Genomic DNA, 16,063 nt, shown 5'->3' on the forward strand with positions numbered 1-16,063 from the left:
AACAGAATTTTGATTCAGCTTAAACTATCCTTCCAGCAGGCCATGTTCGCTCAGCTCATCCTGCACCAGTTCCAGCCGCAGCAAGGGGTTGTCTTGACTGAGCAATAACTGCTTTTGCATCGCGGTCAGCGACAGCAGTTCGCACCAGCGGTTCGCCACCCAGCCACTTTCATCGAGCCGGTATGGCGGCTGCATCGGCATCTGGTCCACGGGGATTTTTTGTTCCTGCAAGGTGCGTATCAGCGCACCGAGCGCATCGGCCACATTTTGCTGTTCTGGCGGAATCGCGATGACCTTGTCGGACGGCAGCATTTCCACCTGCCCCATCCACAAGCCATGCTGCAGCTGTTCGCTGTGCACAATGCGAAAACGCTGGGTGCCCATGCATTTGATTTGCAGCAAGCCTGACAAGGGCGCCGCCCATTCGATCACCCGCGCCAAGGTCCCCACCGGCGCCAGGGTCTCATGCTGGCCCGGCTTGCGCACTTCCGCGCCATCCAACAACTGCACCACGCCAAACGGCTGTTCGCCCATGATGCATTTGCGTATCATGTCCAGGTAGCGCACCTCAAAGATCTGCAGCGGCAGATAACCGTCAGGATACAGTACCGTATTGAGCGGGAACAAAGGTATCGAAGTCATGCCGCATGATGGCACGAATGGCATATCCGTGCAGCACTCCTCGCCGCCCCGCTGCGCCCTGTTATTTGTAAAAGCGCCGCTTGCTGGCCCGCTCGGCCGCTTTCGGCGTCATCACTTTCACGGCCTTTTTCTGGATCGCGCCACCGGCGCCCGTACCCGGCACGCGGTGTTCCGCCTCGAAGCCCGGCTCTTCGCTGCGCTTCAGGGTTTGCCTGGTCAGGGCCTCGATGGCCGACAGCAATTCCACCTCGTCGGCACAGACCAGCGACAAGGCCACGCCCGACGCGCCGGCGCGGCCCGTGCGGCCGATGCGGTGGATATAGTCTTCAGCCACCGTCGGCAAATCGAAATTGACCACTTGCGGCAATTGCTCGATATCGAGGCCGCGCGCGGCCACGTCGGTGGCCACCAGCACCTGCACTTCTGCCGCCTTGAAGCGGGCCAGCGCGCGCAGACGGTTGGGCTGGGTCTTGTCGCCATGAATCGAATCGGCGCGCACGCCATGTTCCAGCAAGGTATGCACCAGTTGCTCGACGCCCTTGCGCGTCTTGACGAACACCAGTACCTGGCCCCAGCGCTTTTTCTTCAACAAGTGCAGGAACAATTCCGGCTTGCGTTTCTTGTCGCACACAATCACCGATTGCTGCACGGCTTTCACGGTACTGTTGCGCGGACTCACTTCCACCGAGACCGGATCCTTCAGCATGGTTTTGGCCATGGCGCGGATGGCGTCCGAGAACGTGGCAGAAAACAGCAGGGTCTGGCGCTGCTTGGGCAAGGCCATCAGCAGCAAGTCCAGTTCACGCTCGAAACCCAGGTCCAGCATGCGGTCCGCTTCGTCCAGCACCAGGGTTTGCACTTGCTCGAACCTGATCGCGCCCTGCGATTGCAAATCGAGCAGACGGCCCGGCGTGGCTACCAGCACGTCGAGGCCCTTGCGCAGCTTGGCGACCTGCGGCTCGATCGGCACGCCGCCATACGCGACAAAGCTGCGCAAAGGCAAGTTGCCGCCATAGCTGCGGAAGCTCGCATACACCTGCTCGGCCAGTTCGCGCGTGGGCACCAGCACCAGCACGCGCACGCATAACGGTTCGACCACGCCGGCCAATGTCAGTTGCTGCAGCAGCGGCACGGCAAAGCCCGCTGTCTTGCCGGTCCCCGTCTGGGCCGCGGCCATCAGGTCGCGCTTGGCCAGCACGGCGGGAATGGCTTGCGCCTGCACGGGGGTCGGCTTGGTATAGCCTAGCTCGTCAAGTTTGCGGACCAGGGGATCGATCAGGCCGAGGGAAGAAAAACTCATGGGGAAACCTTGCAGCAAAAGAACACGGAGCCGCGATTATAGGCCAGCAGAGATGCCGGCCCATGCTTTCATCAGGAAAACCGCAATCTCAATACGTCGTCAAAACTTCATTTCCAGTGTCGCGCGCGCCTGCGGCGAGCTCGGCGAGATGTTGTTGCGCTGTATGGTACCGGTGGCGTCCGTGTAGCGCGTGTCGCTTTCAAAGTCTTGCGCCAGCAAGTTCGATATGGCCAGGCGCAGCTGGTTCTTCGGATTGAATTTCCACAAGGCATACAGGTCGAGGTCGCGCCGCGGCGAACTGTAGGCGCTCTGGCGCTCGGTGATGCGCACCGGGCCGCCATTGCGGAAATTAAAGCTGCCACCCGTCGTCAGCACGCCGTCCGGCGTCTTGTAATCGATGCCAAAGTTGGCGCTGACCGGTGTTTGCTGATCGAGGCGGTTGTCCGGTCCCGGCACCTGGTCCACTTTCGACCAGTTGCGGCTGATGCTGCCGCGCAAGTCTATCGCCGGCACGGGGGTGGCAAAGACGGCGCGCAGCGGAAACTTCGCTTCCAGCTCCAGGGTCTGCGTATTGGCGCGGCCATCGTTGACGGGCGTGGAAACCCAGCGGTCATTGATGAACAGCAAGCCCTGGCGCGTATAGCCATCGATGCGGCGGGCCGAGGCGCGCGCGCTGAGCAAGGCGCCTTCGGCCCAGTAATGCTCGTAGGAAGCGTCGATGCCCAGCGCCAGCTCCGGCCTCAGGTTCGGGTTGCCTTCGCGGTCGGGATCGGTCTGGCTATTATTGGTCGAGGTAAAGCGGCGCGGAATCAGGCTCGATGTCGGCTGCGCCTTGTAGGTGCGCGTCAAGGCCAGGCGCACCTGGTCGCCCTTGGTATCAGGCAATTTCCACAAGGTTTGCAGCAGCGGGCTCCAGACGCTGGTGCGCTGCTGCACTTCGTCAAAGCTATTGCCGGCGCTGCGCGTATCCATGCCTTCCCAGCGCACGCCCGCATACATGGACCAGCGCGGCGTGATATCCCACTCGTCCTGGGCATACAGGGCCAGGCGCTTGATGTTGGCGTCGAAACCTTCATCGCTATTGAATGGCGGACGCCCGCCGGGCAGCGGCGTTTCGCGCTGCAGGCGCTCTTCCTCGCGCTTGTTGTAAGCGCCATCCCAGCCCATGGACAGGGCATGGCCCGGCACCAGCGGCGTGGAATATTTACCGGTGGAGCTGACGCCATTTTCGGTGGACTTGACGTGCGTCAGACGCTCCAGCGCCAGGCCCACGCCATCGATGTAGCCCTGCTGCCAGCCGTCCGAAGTATTGCGGGCGGACGAGGCGCCGATCTTGAGTTCCAGCTTCGCGCCGCCTTCCAGCTTGTGCAGCCACGTCAGGTCGCTGCGGCCAAAGGCATTGTGATTGCTGGAGTTGCCCGTGTTGCTGTCGTAATCCGGCCGCGCCCCCTGCTCCGTGTTGGCACGGCTGAAGTTGCGATGATTCGAGCGGCCGCCATTGAAGAAGAATTGCGCCGTCAGGTTATCGCCACCCGGCAAGGCCCAGTTCAGGCGCGGCGACAGATTGATGCCTTCGGGCCGGCCATCGCCCGTGCCAAACGTACGGCGCAGCATGTTTTGCCGGCCGTCGGGCGCAAAACCCTGTTCCAGCGCGGGATTGTCGTAATGGTAGTCATAGCGGAACAGCGAGCCGGCCATCGAATACGAGAAATTGCCATCGCGGTCGGACAGTTGCAGATTCACGCTGGGCGAAAAGCTGTCGCGGCTGCGCTGCACGCCCAGCTTGAGTTCGCGCTGCGCCGTCTTCACGGCTTTCTTCAGCACCACATTGATGGTGCCGGCGATCGATTGCGTACTGTATTCGGCGCTGGCCGCATGCAAGATCTCGATGCGCTCGATCACGTCGGGCGACAGGGTATCGAGCGAAAAACCGGCCGGCGCCCGTTCGCCATTGAGCAAGATCTGCGTATAGCCGCTGCCCAGGCCACGCATGCGGATTTCGCCGCCCGAACGCCCGGCAGCGCCGGAAACCGTAATACCCGGCAGGCGCTTGAGCACGTCGGTGACATTGGTGTCGCCGTACTTGAGGATTTCCTCGCTGCTGACGATCATCTTGCTGGCCGTATCGTCGCGCCGCGGATCGTAGCCACTGCCCTTCACTTCCACCGTTTGCACGGCTGGCGCCTCGTCCTTGGCAGGCTTGGGTGCTGGCTTGAGCGTCTTCGCGTCAGCCGCTGCGGCTTGCGCATCCGGCTGGGGAGTGGCGGGATTTTGCTGGGCCTGGGCATTCCAGGCAAACAGGACAGCGGCGGCGACAACGGTGAGGCGCAGGGAAAACGGGTGACGAGGGATCATTGAGGTGGACAAAAGTTGGCTGAATGAAAATGGCTAAATACTAAAAAATACGCAGCCGCATTTTGCGTCAAAAATGCTCTTATGGCACACCTTTTTGAAAATATTTCTTAGAGCAAATTAAATTCGGCGCGCACACGACCATCCGGGCAAGGCGTGCGCTGCATTTCGCTGCGCGCTGCATCGCCGCTATAATGCGTTTTCACCATTCCCACCAAAGGCTCACCATCGTGTCTGACCGTCTTGCCGTCCTGCCTCAATATCTGCTCCCCAAGGGAGCGTTGACCAATTTTGCCGGCAGAGTCGCTGGCGCCAAGGGCGGCGCCATGACCACGCGTCTGATCCGCTGGTTTGTCGGCCGCTACAACGTCAACATGGATGAGGCGCTGGACCCGGACATCACGCACTACACCAGCTTCAACGATTTCTTCACGCGCGCGCTGCGCCCCGATGCGCGCCCGCTGGCCAAGGCCGGCTACGTCTGCCCCGTCGATGGCCGCATCAGCCAGTTCGGCAAGATCGACAAGGACCAGATCTTCCAGGCCAAGGGACACCAGTTCAGCACCACCGCGCTGGTCGGCGGCGATGCAGCGCTGGCGGCCCGGTTCGAGCACGGCAGCTTCGCCAACCTCTACCTGAGCCCGCGCGACTACCACCGCATCCACATGCCATGCGATGGCCGTTTGACGCGCATGATTTATGTGCCCGGTGAACTGTTTTCCGTCAACCCGACCACCGCGCGCGGCATCCCCGGCCTGTTCGCCCGCAACGAGCGCGTGGTCTGCGTGTTCGACACGGCCAACGGTCCGTTCGTGATGACCCTGGTGGGCGCCACCATCGTCGGCAGCATGGCCACCGTCTGGCACGGCGTCGTCAACCCGCCGCGCACGGGCCAGGTGCGCGACTGGAGTTATGCCAACGACAATATCGTCTTGAAACAAGGCGAAGAACTGGGCCGCTTCCTGCTGGGCTCGACCGTGGTGATGCTGTTCCCGAAAGACACCGTGGATTTCAATCCGGCCTGGCAACCTGCCGGCCCGGTGCAACTGGGCCAGGTGATGGGCAACACGCCAGCCTAAACGGGCATGTCCGTTTGATACAGTTCCTCCATTAAATCCAGAAACGCGCGCGTCTTGGCCGGCATCAAACGCCGGCCGGGAAATACGGCCCAGCCCGTGACGCGCGGAAAACGCCATTCCGGCAGCACGCGCACCAGTTCTCCCCGTTCCAGGTAAGGTTTCGCAAAGCGGTCCGTGCTGGCCGCGATGCCCGTGCCCATGCACGCCATGCGTACCAGCAATTCCGGCGAATTGGCCAGCAGGCGCACCGGTAAATCGCGCTCCCAGCTGGTCTTGCCACGCGTCAAATTCCAGCGCACCATGCCGTGGATCGCGCGCGGCAGGCTCAGCAAATCGTAGCGGTACAGGTCGTCAGGATGTTCGGGCAAGCCATGCAGGCTGGCGTACTGCGGCGAGGCGTACAGCGACCAGGTACTGAAAGCCACCGGGCGCGCCGCCAGGCTGGCATCGTCGGGCAAGGTGCCCATGCGGATGGCCAGGTCGAAGTTTTCCGCCAGCAAATCCACCCGCCGCGCCGACAAGTCGAGTTCCAGCGAAATGGCCGGGTAACGTTGCACGAATTCCGCCAGCACCTGGCGCATCACGGTATCGGCAAAGTCGGCCGGCATGGAAATGCGCAGCAAGCCGCTGGGACCGGCCTGGCGATGCTGGGTCAGCGCAGCGGCCGCATCCGTTTCCTCGGCCACCCGGCGCGCATGTTCGAGCAGGCTGGCGCCAAACTCCGTCAGCGCCAGCTTGCGCGTGGTACGCAGCAGCAAGCGCTCGCCGAGCTGCGTTTCCAGCTGGGAAATACGGCGCGACAAGGTGGACTTCGGCAAGCCCACCCTGTCTGCCGTGCGTGAAAAACTGCCGTTTTCCACCACCCGCGCAAACAGCAGCAAATCACCGGGATCGATATTCATACGCATGCCTTTTATCAGAATTGTTCCATTATTGGACCAATGTTATCCATTTTAACGGCTTCCGGATGATTTTTGGGATTGCTATAGTTCATCCATCGCAAGACAACTCACCCGGAGAAATACCATGAACATCCTGCAAATCAATTCCAGCGCCCGCAGCACCGGCTCCGCATCGACCCGCCTGGCCGACGCCATCGTCGCCCGCATCCGCAACAGCAAACCCGAAGCCGCCCTGGTGCGCCGCGACCTGGCTGCCGAACCACACCCGGTGCTCGACGAAGCCACCCTGCAGGCACTGTTTACGCCAGCGGACAAACGCACGGCTGAACAAGCGGCGCGCGTCGCCCAGGACGACGCCCTGATTGCGCAAGTGCAAGCGGCCGACGTGATCGTCATCGGCGCACCGATGTATAACTTCGGTATCACGGTGCAACTGAAAAGCTGGTTCGACGCGATTGCCCGCGCCAACGTCACCTTCAAATACACGGAAAACGGCCCGGTTGGCCTGCTGACCGGCAAGAAAGTCTACGTGGGCCTGTCGCGCGGCGGCTTGCACCGCGATGGCGTCACGGATAGCCAGGTACCGTTCCTGAACACCATGTTCCGCTTCCTGGGCATGACCGACGTGCAATACGTGTACTCGGAAGGCATGGGCATGGGCCCGGACGCCGTGGCCAAGGCCCAGGCGCTGGCCGATGCCGAGATCAACGCGATCCTGGTGTAAGCCAAAGCTGGGGTCAGACCCACCGGGTCTGACCCCAACATAACATCCACACTATGCTGGAGAAGCCAATGAGTGACACCATCACCAAACCGCGCGCCGTCGAACGCGTGCTCGCCGGCCAGTCCGTCATGGATGGCGCCGGCGTCAAGATCAACCGCGTGCTGACGCAGGCGCTGCAGCGCCGCCTCGACCCTTTCCTGATGCTCGACAACCTGGCCAGCGACCAGCCGAACGACTATATCGCCGGTTTTCCCGCCCACCCGCACCGGGGCCTGGAAACCGTCTCCTACATGGTGGCCGGCCGCATGCGCCACCGCGACAGCGCCGGCCACGAAGGCTTGCTGGCCACCGGCGGCGTGCAATGGATGACGGCCGGCAGCGGCGTGCAGCACTCGGAAATGCCGGAACAGGAAGAAGGCGTGATGGAAGGTTTCCAGTTGTGGCTGAACCTGCCAGCGCGCGACAAGATGTGCAAGCCCTGGTACCGCGATTTCGCCAGCGAAGAAATCCCCCGCTACACCACGGACGACGGCGTGAGCGTGCAAGTGATCGCCGGCCACAGCCACGGCGTGACGGGCGCCATGCAGCGGGCCGTGACGGAACCGGTCTACCTCGATATCGACTTGCCGGCCGGCAGCAGCTTCGACCAACACTTGCCACCAGGCCATAACGCCTTCCTGTACGCATTTCGCGGCGAAGTGCAAGTCGATGGCAAGTCCGTACCGAACCAGCGCATGGCGATCCTGGCCAATACGCCAGACGCCGACGGCGTGCGCATCACCGCGCCTGCAGGCGGCCGCGTCATTCTGGTCGCCGGCAAGCCCCTGAACGAACCGATCGCCCAGTACGGCCCGTTCGTGATGAATACCCAGGCAGAAATCTACCAGGCCGTGCAGGATTTCCGCGAAGGAAAGTTTGGCCAGACGGCAGCCTGATCAGCGTGCGCAAGACAAAGCAGCCGCAGCCCAGCGCGGCTGCTTTTCCATTACACTGGGAGCAAGATCATTCTCCCAAGCATGCCATGCCCGCACCCCACCATAGCCACTCTCATGACGACCACCAGGGCGGCGCCCACCTGCACGCGCATTTAAAAGGCGACGCCAAGCATACGCACTCGTTTGAAGGCCGCAGCCAGCGCACCCTGGCCTGGGCGCTGGGGTTGACGATCTTTTTTGCCGGCGTGGAAGTCATCGCCGGTTTCATCTCCAATTCGCTGGCGCTGATTTCCGATGCGGGCCATATGGTGACGGACGCGGCGGCGCTGGGCCTGGCCTTGCTGGCCCAGATCATCGCGCGCCGCCCGCCCTCCCCGCGCCACTCGTTCGGCTTCGGCCGCGCCGAGGCGCTGGCCGCCTTCGTCAACGGTTTATTGATGCTGTGCGTGGTCAGCTGGATCTGCTACGAAGCCGTGCTGCGCTTTTCCACCCCGCAAGACGTGCATGGCGAAATGGTATTCATCGTCGCCAGCATCGGCCTGGCGATCAACCTGGTGGTAGCCTGGGTGCTGTCGAAAGACCAGCAAAGCGTCAACACGCGCGCCGCCCTGGTGCACGTGATGGGCGACTTGCTGGGCTCGGTGGCCGCCATCGTGGCCGGCGTCGTGATCTACTTCACGGGCTGGATGCAGATCGACCCGCTGCTGTCGGTACTGGTCTCCCTGCTGATCCTCAAATCCACGTTTGGCGTACTGCGCGACTCCTACCACTTCCTGATGGAAGGCGTGCCCCACGAAATCGACTACATCACCGTCGGCAATGACGTGGAACAAATCGACGGCGTCAAATCCGTGCACGACCTGCACGTCTGGGACATGTCGCCCGGCCAGCCCGCCCTGATCGGCCACGTGGAAATCGAACACCTCGACCACTGGCCCACCGTCTTGCGCGCGATCAAAAAAATGCTGCTGGCCAAACACGGCATCGACCATATCACCTTGCAGCCGGAAACGGCGACCATGGCGGGGCTGCACGCGGACGACAAGACACACTGATACCGCTTATTGATCGAGCTGCTCCAGTATCCGATACGCCGCCGTCACCCGCTCTGCGCCGGGATAAAAGCGGTTGGCCAGGATGACGATGCCGGTTTTCTTGCCTGGGCTGTACAGCACGTAGGCGCCAAAGCCGCCTGTCGATCCTGTCTTATGGATCAGCACATCCTGTTGCGGCGGCAAGGGTGGCGTGATGCGGGTGGCGGGGTTGTTTGCAAAGACGATCTTGTCATCCACGCTGGTCAGCAAGCCAGGCAGTTTTGATGTTGCTGGGAATTGTTCCCAGACCAGATCCTGCGTCATTGGCCCCACCTGGAAATAGCCGGTCTGCGTGGCTTTGATGGCTTGCTGCAAGGGTGCGGCCACCGCGATCTGCCCCAGGTTGGCGTCGACGAATCGCAGCAAGTCCGAAGCCGTCGTCTTGACGCCGTACGCTTCGTCCGCCAGCACATCGGGATTGACACGCACCGGCTGATTGCGGCCGTTATAACCCTGGGCGTAATGCTGCATTTGCGATGGCGGCACCTTGATATAGCTGTGGGCCATGCCCAAGGCGGGGAATAATTGCTGCTCCATCGCTTGTGCGAAAGTTGTACCCAGGCTGTTGGCGGTGACGATGCCCAGCAGGCCGATGCCCAGGTTCGAATAGGTGCGATGGGTGCCGGCAGGGTCGGCCGGCTGCCATTGCTTGAAGTAATCCATCAACTGGGCTTCGTTCTTGATGGCGTCGGGTACCTGCATGGGGAAGTTGCCGGCCGTGTGGGTGGCCAGGTTGATCAGGCTGACATGGTCAAAGCTGCTGCCGCGCAAGGACGGCAGGTGCTGGCTCACGCTGTCCGTCAGCGCCAGCTTGCCCTGCGCTTGCGCGTACGTTGTCAGGGTCACGGCCAGGGTCTTGCTGACCGATCCGATTTCAAACAGGGTGTCGTCATTCACGGCCAGGCCCGTTTCACGCGAGGCAAGGCCGTAATTGAAGACGTAGTGCCTGCCATGGTCGGTGATGGCCACGGCCATGCCCGGCACACCGTATTGCTTCATCAGCGGTGCGATAAGTTCATCCACCTTGGCTTTCAGCCGGGCTTGCTTTTCCAGCGGCCCCTGCTGTTGCGGCAAGCTCTTGAGAGTGGGCACTGCAGCGTGTACGGCCGATAGCGGGGCGAAGCTAACCAGCGCCCCCATGATGATGTGGCGAAAATTCATACAACTCCTTGGTCGTGTGGTGAAAAACGCTTAGAGCGCGTCCAACTGTGCTGGCAAGTCACGCAAAAAAGCTTGCTTGGCGCGCGGGCCTGCCGAACTGCCGGGCTGGCTGGCTTCCAGCACCAGGCGGGAAAACACGATCGTGCGCCCGCCCTTGCTGGCCCAGCCGACGAACCAGCCATAGCTGTGTCGCAAGTCATCCTTGCCGTTCGACAATACCGGCGAAGCGGTGCCCGTCTTGCCATGCACTTCCCAGCCGTTGGGCAAGGTGCCCAGCGCAGTCAGCCTGGCCGTCATGTCATAGGCGTGGGCCGATACGGGCAATTGCCGGTTGACGATTTTGCGCAGGAAGGCCACCTGTTCGACTGGCGAAATGGTCAGGCTGGAAGCGATCCAGGACATGGTAAGGCCATTGTGCTTGCCCACGTCGCCCGAGACATCCTGATTGCCGTAATTAAAGTTCTTGATATAGCGCCGGAACTGCGGAGCGCCCAGCCGCGTGGTTACCTGCTGGGCGTACCAGACGGTGGAATTATGTATCCAGCTGGTGGGGTCGGTTGCTACCCGCCAATCGGGATTCCAGTCTGTATAGCCGGCCTTGAAAGGCAGGCGCGGGCTATGTTCATCGCGCAGGATGGCGCTGTCATAGCCCATCAGGCTGACGGCGATATTGAAGGTCGAGGCCGGCGTGACGCGCTCATCGCAATGGCCCTCGTGCACCAGTTGCCGGCCGCTGCCGGCGTCCACCATTTCGGTGCAGCTAAAGGGCGTGGTGGTGGCCGCAACTGCAGCCGGCGATGGCGGCGCGACCTTCCATGCCAGCGCCGGCTGCAGCACCAGGCTGCCGCCGGACACGGCGACCAAACCAAGCATGGCCGTCCCCCTTGCCCACCGGCTATGCACAGCGCCCGGCGCGCGTATCCAGCCTATGCGCGCCGCCACCGTGCCAGCGCTGACGCCGCCAAACGCCAGCGCCGCCTTGCCCTGGCGATGCTGCAGCTGCAATTGCGCCACCAGCGCCGCCGCATAGGCGCGGCGTGCCGATGCCGGGCGGCGGTGCAACACATCGCGGTCGCAGCCAAGTTCCTGCGCCCAGGCCAGCTCATTGCGCAGCAATCGCATGAAAGGGTTAAACCACAGCAAGGTTTGCAGCAGCAGGCCAACACTCATCCAATGCAGGTCGCGCCGGTGCAAGTGCATCAATTCATGTTCGATGATCATTTGCTGTTGCTCAGGCTCAAAACTGCGCAAGTGGCCAGGCAATAACAGGTGCGGGCGCAGCAGACCGAACAGCATGGGGGAAATCGGTGCATCGACTTCGGTAACGCTCAAGCCAGCCGGCCATGTGCCCGGCATGCCCCAGCGCTCATGCAGCGCCGTGCCGGCAGCGGCCAGGCCGTGCAAGACGCGCCGCGCCTGCCACCAGCGGCCCACGGTGTAGGCCAGTCCCAGCAGATAGGCCAGCAGCCAGGCGTGGGCAAGCATGCTCAGCCAGGAATATTCTTTTACGGTTGCATTGGACTCGGCCGTGGTGCTGGAAGCGTTCGCCCCCGCCCCCGCCTGGTGCGGCCCAGCCGCTTGCGCCAGCAGCGATTCGGGCAATTCGATCGGCGGCGCCAGGCGCAGGCGTTCACTGTGCGGCAGCAGGATCACGGCAAAGGTGGCCACCACCGCCAGCTGGCCCAGCAGCCAGCCGGCGCGCTGCAGGGAAAACACGGGAAAACGGCGGCGGCACGCGCTCATCAGGCCCCAGACGACCAGGCCCGTGAGCAGGCAGCCACAACTGGCCAGCAGAAAACGGAACACCAGGATATTCGATAACATCATTGCGCACTCGATTGCGATACATGTCACTATTGTGTGACAGTTGTCGCAGCAAGTCAAGAAACAACTGACGGTGATGTTATCGGACCAGGGCCGGCCGACCCCCTACAGGCCGGGCGACAGTCCGCCATCAACGCGCAGGTTGCTGCCGGTGATGTAGCCTGCCAGGGGGCTGGCGAGAAAAGCGACGGCTGCGGCAATGTCGTCGAGCCGGCCAACGCGGCCCAACGGCACTTGTGCAAAAAGCGGCAGCACGGCCCGTTCAACCTCTTCCCAGGGCGCCCCTTCCTGTGCCAGGCCGCGCTCGGCGGCCACTGCACGGAAACGCGCGTCGAGCGTGGCGCTGTGTATCGTGCCGGGAGACACGGCGTTGACGGTGATGCCGTCAGCCGCGACCGCTTTCGCCATCGACGCCGTCATGGCGTTGATGGCCGCCTTGGCAGCTGAATAGTCGGGCGCGGAAGATGGCGGCATCGTGGCAGCCAGGCTCGAAATATTAATCACGCGCCCCCATCGGGCCCGCCGCATGGCCGGCAATAAGCGGGTGGTGATGCGCAGCGCAGCCAGCACATTGCGATCGTAGGCAGCCACCCATGATGCCGCTTGCGCAGTGCTCCAGTCCTCCCTGGCGCCGCCCGAGCCGCCGGCGTTGTTGACCACGATATCGATAGGACCGGCGCATTGCTGCGCCGCCTCAAGCAAGCCTTGCACCTGTGCATCGTCCGTCAGGTCGCCGGTCACGACATGGGCGCGGCCGCCTTGGGCGATGATATCTGCGGCAACCTGGTCCGCCTGCTGCCTGTCGCGGCCATGCACGATGACAATCGCCCCCTCCTGCGCCAGTTTCCTGGCGATGGCGGCACCGATGCCTTTGCTGCTGCCGGTGACCAGCGCTTTCTTTCCATCCAATTGCAGATCCATGCTCGTAATCCTTGTAGGTTGCGGTGATTTAACGCATGGTATAGTGAAAAAATGGACCAAAACAGTACGCACTTTTATGTACCCACCGCGACGCCCGTCACGCAGGAGGAACGCGGTATCTGCCTGGGGCCGGATGGTTCGGTAGCGCATGTGACGCGCGTGATACGGATGATACAAGGGCGCTGGAAGCTGCCGATACTGTTCCGGCTTTATGCAGATCCATCGATGCGCACCTTGCAACTGAAACGGGATTTACCGGGTATTTCGCAGAAGATGCTCACGCAGCATCTGCGCGAACTGGCCGAGGATGGCCTGGTCGAACGGATTGATTTCGGCGAGAAGCCGCTGCGGGTGGAATATCAAATGTCAGAACGGGGCAGGCAATTGCTGCCCGTCCTGATCGCGGCCCGCAACTTTTCAGTTGCACACGCAGCCGCTTAAGCTAGCTTCCCAGCTTCCTAGCTGCGCCGCGCTTCCAGCACGCCGCTGACGTCCTTGATCACATTCAAGGCTTTCAGCAATTGCGCCGTCGAGCTGATTTCAGCGGTAAAGGTCATGCGGGCCTGGCCCTTGGCGCTTTGGGTGTTGACGCCGATCACGTTGATTTTTTCGCGCGAGAAAATCTCGGAAATATCGCGCAGCAAGCCCTGGCGGTCGCCTGCCAGGATGAAGATATCGACCGGATAGACCGTATCCTGGCCAGCGCTGCCCCACTCCGTAAAGATCACGCGTTCGGGCGCCTTGGCGCGCATTTCCTCGAAATTCTTGCAGGTGGCGCGGTGGATCGAGACGCCCTTGCCGCGCGTCACGAAACCCACGATGCTGTCGGGCGGCGCCGGTTTGCAGCACTTGGCCAGCACCGTCATCAAGCCTTCCGTGCCCACCACCAGCACGCCGGACTTGGCGCCCTGCTCCACGCTGGAGGCACGGCTCTTGCCCAGCAACACGGCGTCTTCCGGCACGGCCACTTCGCCATTGTCGTGCAGCGCCTGCTCGACGTGGCGCAGGCTGAATTCATCCTTGCCGACCGACAGGAACAATTCATCGACCTTGCCAAAGCCCAGCTTTTGCGCCAGCGCTTCGAGGTTGACGGCCGTCTTGCCTTCGCGCTGCAACGATTTTTCCACCAGCGCACGGCCATGCGACAGGGTTTCTTCCATGTCGATCGCATGGAACCAGGCGCGTATCTTCGAGCGCGTGCGGGTGCTGACGGCGTAGCCGGCGCTGAGCCAGTCGCGCGACGGCCCGGCCGTGCCCGGTGCGCCCTTGGCGGTGATGATTTCGCAGGTCTGGCCATTCTTCAGCTGCGTATTTAACGGCACCATGATGCCGTCGACCTTGGCGCCGCGGCAGCGGTGGCCCACGTCGGTATGCAGGTGATACGCAAAATCGACAGGCGTGGCGCCGACCGGCAATTCGAGCACGCGCGCCTGCGGCGTCATGACGAAGATGCGGTCGTCCAGCGTAGCGGATTTCAACTTTTCTACCCACTCGCGCTGGATTTCTTCCTGGCCCACGACGGCGTCGGCCACCTCGGTTTTCCAGGCCAGCAACTGGCGCAGCCAGGCGATCTTTTCGTCGTATTTCTGGCCGGCAAAGTTCGAGCCGCCCTCTTCCTTGTAACGCCAGTGCGCCGCCACGCCGTATTCGGCAAAGCTGTGCATTTCATTGGTGCGGATTTGCACTTCCAGCGGCCGGCCATCTTCGGCCGTCACCACCGTGTGCAGCGACTGGTAGCCGTTCGGCTTGGGCCGCGAAATATAATCGTCGAATTCTTTCGGGATCGGGGTCCAGATATTGTGCACCACGCCCAGCACCGTGTAGCAGGTCTTGACGTCGGCCACGATCACGCGGAAGGCGCGCACATCGTACAGGGCCGTAAAGTCCAGCTCCTTGCCGCGCATCTTGTTCCAGATGCTATAGATATGTTTCGGGCGGCCAAATACTTCCGCCTGGATACCGGCCGAAGCCAGCTCCGTTTGCAAGCGCAAAATTGCCGAGGACACAAAACCCTCGCGCATCATGCGTTTTTCTTCCAGCATCTTGGCGATGCGTTTATACGCTTCCGGCTCGATGAAACGGAACGACAGGTCTTCCAGCTCCCACTTCAGCTGCCAGATACCGAGGCGGTTGGCCAGCGGCGCGTACAGGTCCAGCGTTTCCTTGCCATACTCGCGCGTCATTTCATTGAACAATTTCAGTTCAGCAAAATAGCGCAAGGTCGTCACGCAGGCGGCCAGGCGCACCAGCACCACGCGCATGTCGGACGCCATGGCCAGCAACATCTTGCGCAAGGTTTCCACCTGGGCCACGGCTTGCTGCGCCGCATTCTTGCCTCGCCCGCTACCCGCATGCTGCGTCTGGGTCAGCGCGCGCAAGCGTATCAGCTGGCGCACGCCGGTGGCCAGGTCGCACACCTGCTTGCCGAAACGGGGCTCGATATCGGCCGCCGTATCGGGTTCGATCAGGGTCAGCTCGAACATCAGGCCGGCAATGCGCGTTTCCGCATCGCTGCGCAAAAACGCCAGGGTGGAGGCCACGCCGATGGCAAATTCCAGCGCGGAACGGCCGGCGAAGGTTTGCTTGTCGCCATACGCCTCGGTGGCGTAGGCAAGCGCGTCGAGCACGCGTGCGCTGTCTGGCGCACTCAAACCCTCTACCAGTTGTTCCGAGGTGCTATTCGGGGCCGAGATGGAAACCATGTAATACCTTTAACTTAACAGCGTAGTAACAGCGTAGTAACCTAGCGTTCTGCAGCGATGACGACGATTTCAACCAGGCATGCCGGATTGGCCAGTTTCGCTTCGACCGTGGCGCGCGGCGGCGTGTGGCCGGAGGCGACCCAGTCGTCCCACACTTCGTTCATGCCGTCGAAGTCTTTCATGTCGGCGATATAAATCTGGCAGGACAAAATGCAGGTCTTGTCGCTGCCCGATTCCATCAGCAGGCGGTCGACGTGCCCCAGCACTTCACGCGTCTGGCCGGCGATGTCTTGCGTGGTGTCTTCGGCGATCTGGCCCGCCAGGTAGACGGTGTTGTTGTGGATCGCTACTTCAGAGAGGCGCTTGCCTACGTACAGTCGTTTAATTTCCATACTTTTTCTTCCGGTTGTTTCAAAATCTGTCTTCA

Annotated in this window: 14 protein-coding genes; 5 read left to right on the top strand and 9 right to left on the bottom strand. The window is 62.0% G+C overall.

Going from position 1 to position 16,063, the window contains the following annotated elements:
* Positions 1 to 24: 24 nt before the first annotated feature.
* From ACL9RI_RS22225 to ACL9RI_RS22235, 3 genes are all read right to left on the bottom strand, one after another.
* On the bottom strand, positions 25 to 642 hold the full coding sequence (locus ACL9RI_RS22225) for an LON peptidase substrate-binding domain-containing protein (RefSeq protein ID WP_422728665.1): 618 nt from the start codon (positions 640 to 642) through the stop codon (positions 25 to 27).
* Positions 643 to 703: 61 nt separating this feature from the next.
* Positions 704 to 1,942: a DEAD/DEAH box helicase gene (locus ACL9RI_RS22230; RefSeq protein WP_422728666.1), complete on the bottom strand. Its 1,239-nt coding sequence runs from the start codon at positions 1,940 to 1,942 to the stop codon at positions 704 to 706.
* Positions 1,943 to 2,041: 99 nt separating this feature from the next.
* A complete protein-coding gene (locus ACL9RI_RS22235) occupies positions 2,042 to 4,297 on the bottom strand; it encodes a TonB-dependent receptor plug domain-containing protein (protein ID WP_422728667.1) in 2,256 nt (751 codons plus the stop codon).
* A 227-nt stretch (positions 4,298 to 4,524) separates the two neighbouring features.
* Between ACL9RI_RS22235 and asd the strand changes: the two genes are divergently transcribed.
* On the top strand, positions 4,525 to 5,373 hold the full coding sequence (gene asd, locus ACL9RI_RS22240; RefSeq protein ID WP_422728668.1) for an archaetidylserine decarboxylase: 849 nt from the start codon (positions 4,525 to 4,527) through the stop codon (positions 5,371 to 5,373).
* On the opposite strand, the gene ACL9RI_RS22245 is transcribed toward asd, so the two are convergent.
* Positions 5,370 to 6,275: a LysR family transcriptional regulator gene (locus tag ACL9RI_RS22245; protein ID WP_422728669.1), complete on the bottom strand. Its 906-nt coding sequence runs from the start codon at positions 6,273 to 6,275 to the stop codon at positions 5,370 to 5,372. The two genes, asd and ACL9RI_RS22245, sit on opposite strands and share 4 nt — an antisense overlap.
* 124 nt (positions 6,276 to 6,399) lie before the next feature.
* Between ACL9RI_RS22245 and ACL9RI_RS22250 the strand changes: the two genes are divergently transcribed.
* The 3 genes from ACL9RI_RS22250 to ACL9RI_RS22260 all read left to right on the top strand — a co-directional run bounded on the left by ACL9RI_RS22250 (position 6,400) and on the right by ACL9RI_RS22260 (position 8,989).
* Positions 6,400 to 6,999: an FMN-dependent NADH-azoreductase gene (locus ACL9RI_RS22250; protein ID WP_422728670.1), complete on the top strand. Its 600-nt coding sequence runs from the start codon at positions 6,400 to 6,402 to the stop codon at positions 6,997 to 6,999.
* Between the two features lie 68 nt (positions 7,000 to 7,067).
* The gene (locus tag ACL9RI_RS22255; protein WP_422728671.1) at positions 7,068 to 7,934 is read left to right on the top strand and encodes a pirin family protein; all 867 of its coding nucleotides are present in this window, start codon (positions 7,068 to 7,070) and stop codon (positions 7,932 to 7,934) included.
* A gap of 86 nt (positions 7,935 to 8,020) precedes the next feature.
* Positions 8,021 to 8,989, top strand: a complete 969-nt coding sequence (locus ACL9RI_RS22260; protein ID WP_422728672.1) for a cation diffusion facilitator family transporter — start codon at positions 8,021 to 8,023, stop codon at positions 8,987 to 8,989.
* A gap of 6 nt (positions 8,990 to 8,995) precedes the next feature.
* Here the strand turns inward: ACL9RI_RS22260 and ampC are convergent, their stop codons facing one another.
* The 3 genes from ampC to ACL9RI_RS22275 all read right to left on the bottom strand — a co-directional run bounded on the left by ampC (position 8,996) and on the right by ACL9RI_RS22275 (position 12,934).
* Entirely contained in the window at positions 8,996 to 10,189 is a 1,194-nt protein-coding gene (gene ampC / locus ACL9RI_RS22265; protein ID WP_422728673.1) for a class C beta-lactamase, read from the bottom strand.
* A 30-nt stretch (positions 10,190 to 10,219) separates the two neighbouring features.
* Positions 10,220 to 12,016, bottom strand: coding sequence for a class D beta-lactamase (gene blaOXA / locus ACL9RI_RS22270; protein ID WP_422728674.1), 1,797 nt, complete (start codon positions 12,014 to 12,016; stop codon positions 10,220 to 10,222).
* Between the two features lie 102 nt (positions 12,017 to 12,118).
* On the bottom strand, positions 12,119 to 12,934 hold the full coding sequence (locus ACL9RI_RS22275; RefSeq protein ID WP_422728675.1) for an SDR family NAD(P)-dependent oxidoreductase: 816 nt from the start codon (positions 12,932 to 12,934) through the stop codon (positions 12,119 to 12,121).
* Positions 12,935 to 12,985: 51 nt separating this feature from the next.
* Here ACL9RI_RS22275 and ACL9RI_RS22280 point away from each other — a divergent pair, with 51 nt between their 5' ends.
* Positions 12,986 to 13,375 (top strand): winged helix-turn-helix transcriptional regulator, encoded by a 390-nt coding sequence (locus ACL9RI_RS22280; protein WP_422728676.1) that lies wholly within the window; start codon positions 12,986 to 12,988, stop codon positions 13,373 to 13,375.
* 17 nt (positions 13,376 to 13,392) lie between these two features.
* Here the strand turns inward: ACL9RI_RS22280 and ACL9RI_RS22285 are convergent, their stop codons facing one another.
* Both ACL9RI_RS22285 and ACL9RI_RS22290 read right to left on the bottom strand, forming a co-directional pair.
* Entirely contained in the window at positions 13,393 to 15,636 is a 2,244-nt protein-coding gene (locus ACL9RI_RS22285) for a RelA/SpoT family protein (RefSeq protein WP_422728677.1), read from the bottom strand.
* A gap of 41 nt (positions 15,637 to 15,677) precedes the next feature.
* Positions 15,678 to 16,028, bottom strand: coding sequence for a RidA family protein (locus ACL9RI_RS22290; protein WP_422728678.1), 351 nt, complete (start codon positions 16,026 to 16,028; stop codon positions 15,678 to 15,680).
* Between the last annotated feature and the right edge of the window lie 35 nt (positions 16,029 to 16,063).

This window comes from Janthinobacterium sp. Mn2066 (assembly GCF_049319705.1).
Lineage (GTDB): Bacteria > Pseudomonadota > Gammaproteobacteria > Burkholderiales > Burkholderiaceae_D > Janthinobacterium.

Excerpts from the sequence above, each read along its gene's own strand:
- ACL9RI_RS22260 (WP_422728672.1), top strand. The coding sequence starts at position 8,021 with ATGCCCGCACCCCACCATAGCCACTCTCATGACGACCACCAGGGCGGC.
- ampC (WP_422728673.1), bottom strand. The coding sequence starts at position 10,189 with ATGAATTTTCGCCACATCATCATGGGGGCGCTGGTTAGCTTCGCCCCG.
- ACL9RI_RS22235 (WP_422728667.1), bottom strand. The coding sequence starts at position 4,297 with ATGATCCCTCGTCACCCGTTTTCCCTGCGCCTCACCGTTGTCGCCGCC.
- ACL9RI_RS22230 (WP_422728666.1), bottom strand. The coding sequence starts at position 1,942 with ATGAGTTTTTCTTCCCTCGGCCTGATCGATCCCCTGGTCCGCAAACTT.
- ACL9RI_RS22275 (WP_422728675.1), bottom strand. The coding sequence starts at position 12,934 with ATGGATCTGCAATTGGATGGAAAGAAAGCGCTGGTCACCGGCAGCAGC.
- ACL9RI_RS22290 (WP_422728678.1), bottom strand. The coding sequence starts at position 16,028 with ATGGAAATTAAACGACTGTACGTAGGCAAGCGCCTCTCTGAAGTAGCG.
- blaOXA (WP_422728674.1), bottom strand. The coding sequence starts at position 12,016 with ATGATGTTATCGAATATCCTGGTGTTCCGTTTTCTGCTGGCCAGTTGT.
- ACL9RI_RS22280 (WP_422728676.1), top strand. The coding sequence starts at position 12,986 with ATGGACCAAAACAGTACGCACTTTTATGTACCCACCGCGACGCCCGTC.
- ACL9RI_RS22285 (WP_422728677.1), bottom strand. The coding sequence starts at position 15,636 with ATGGTTTCCATCTCGGCCCCGAATAGCACCTCGGAACAACTGGTAGAG.
- ACL9RI_RS22255 (WP_422728671.1), top strand. The coding sequence starts at position 7,068 with ATGAGTGACACCATCACCAAACCGCGCGCCGTCGAACGCGTGCTCGCC.
- ACL9RI_RS22250 (WP_422728670.1), top strand. The coding sequence starts at position 6,400 with ATGAACATCCTGCAAATCAATTCCAGCGCCCGCAGCACCGGCTCCGCA.
- ACL9RI_RS22245 (WP_422728669.1), bottom strand. The coding sequence starts at position 6,275 with ATGAATATCGATCCCGGTGATTTGCTGCTGTTTGCGCGGGTGGTGGAA.
- ACL9RI_RS22225 (WP_422728665.1), bottom strand. The coding sequence starts at position 642 with ATGACTTCGATACCTTTGTTCCCGCTCAATACGGTACTGTATCCTGAC.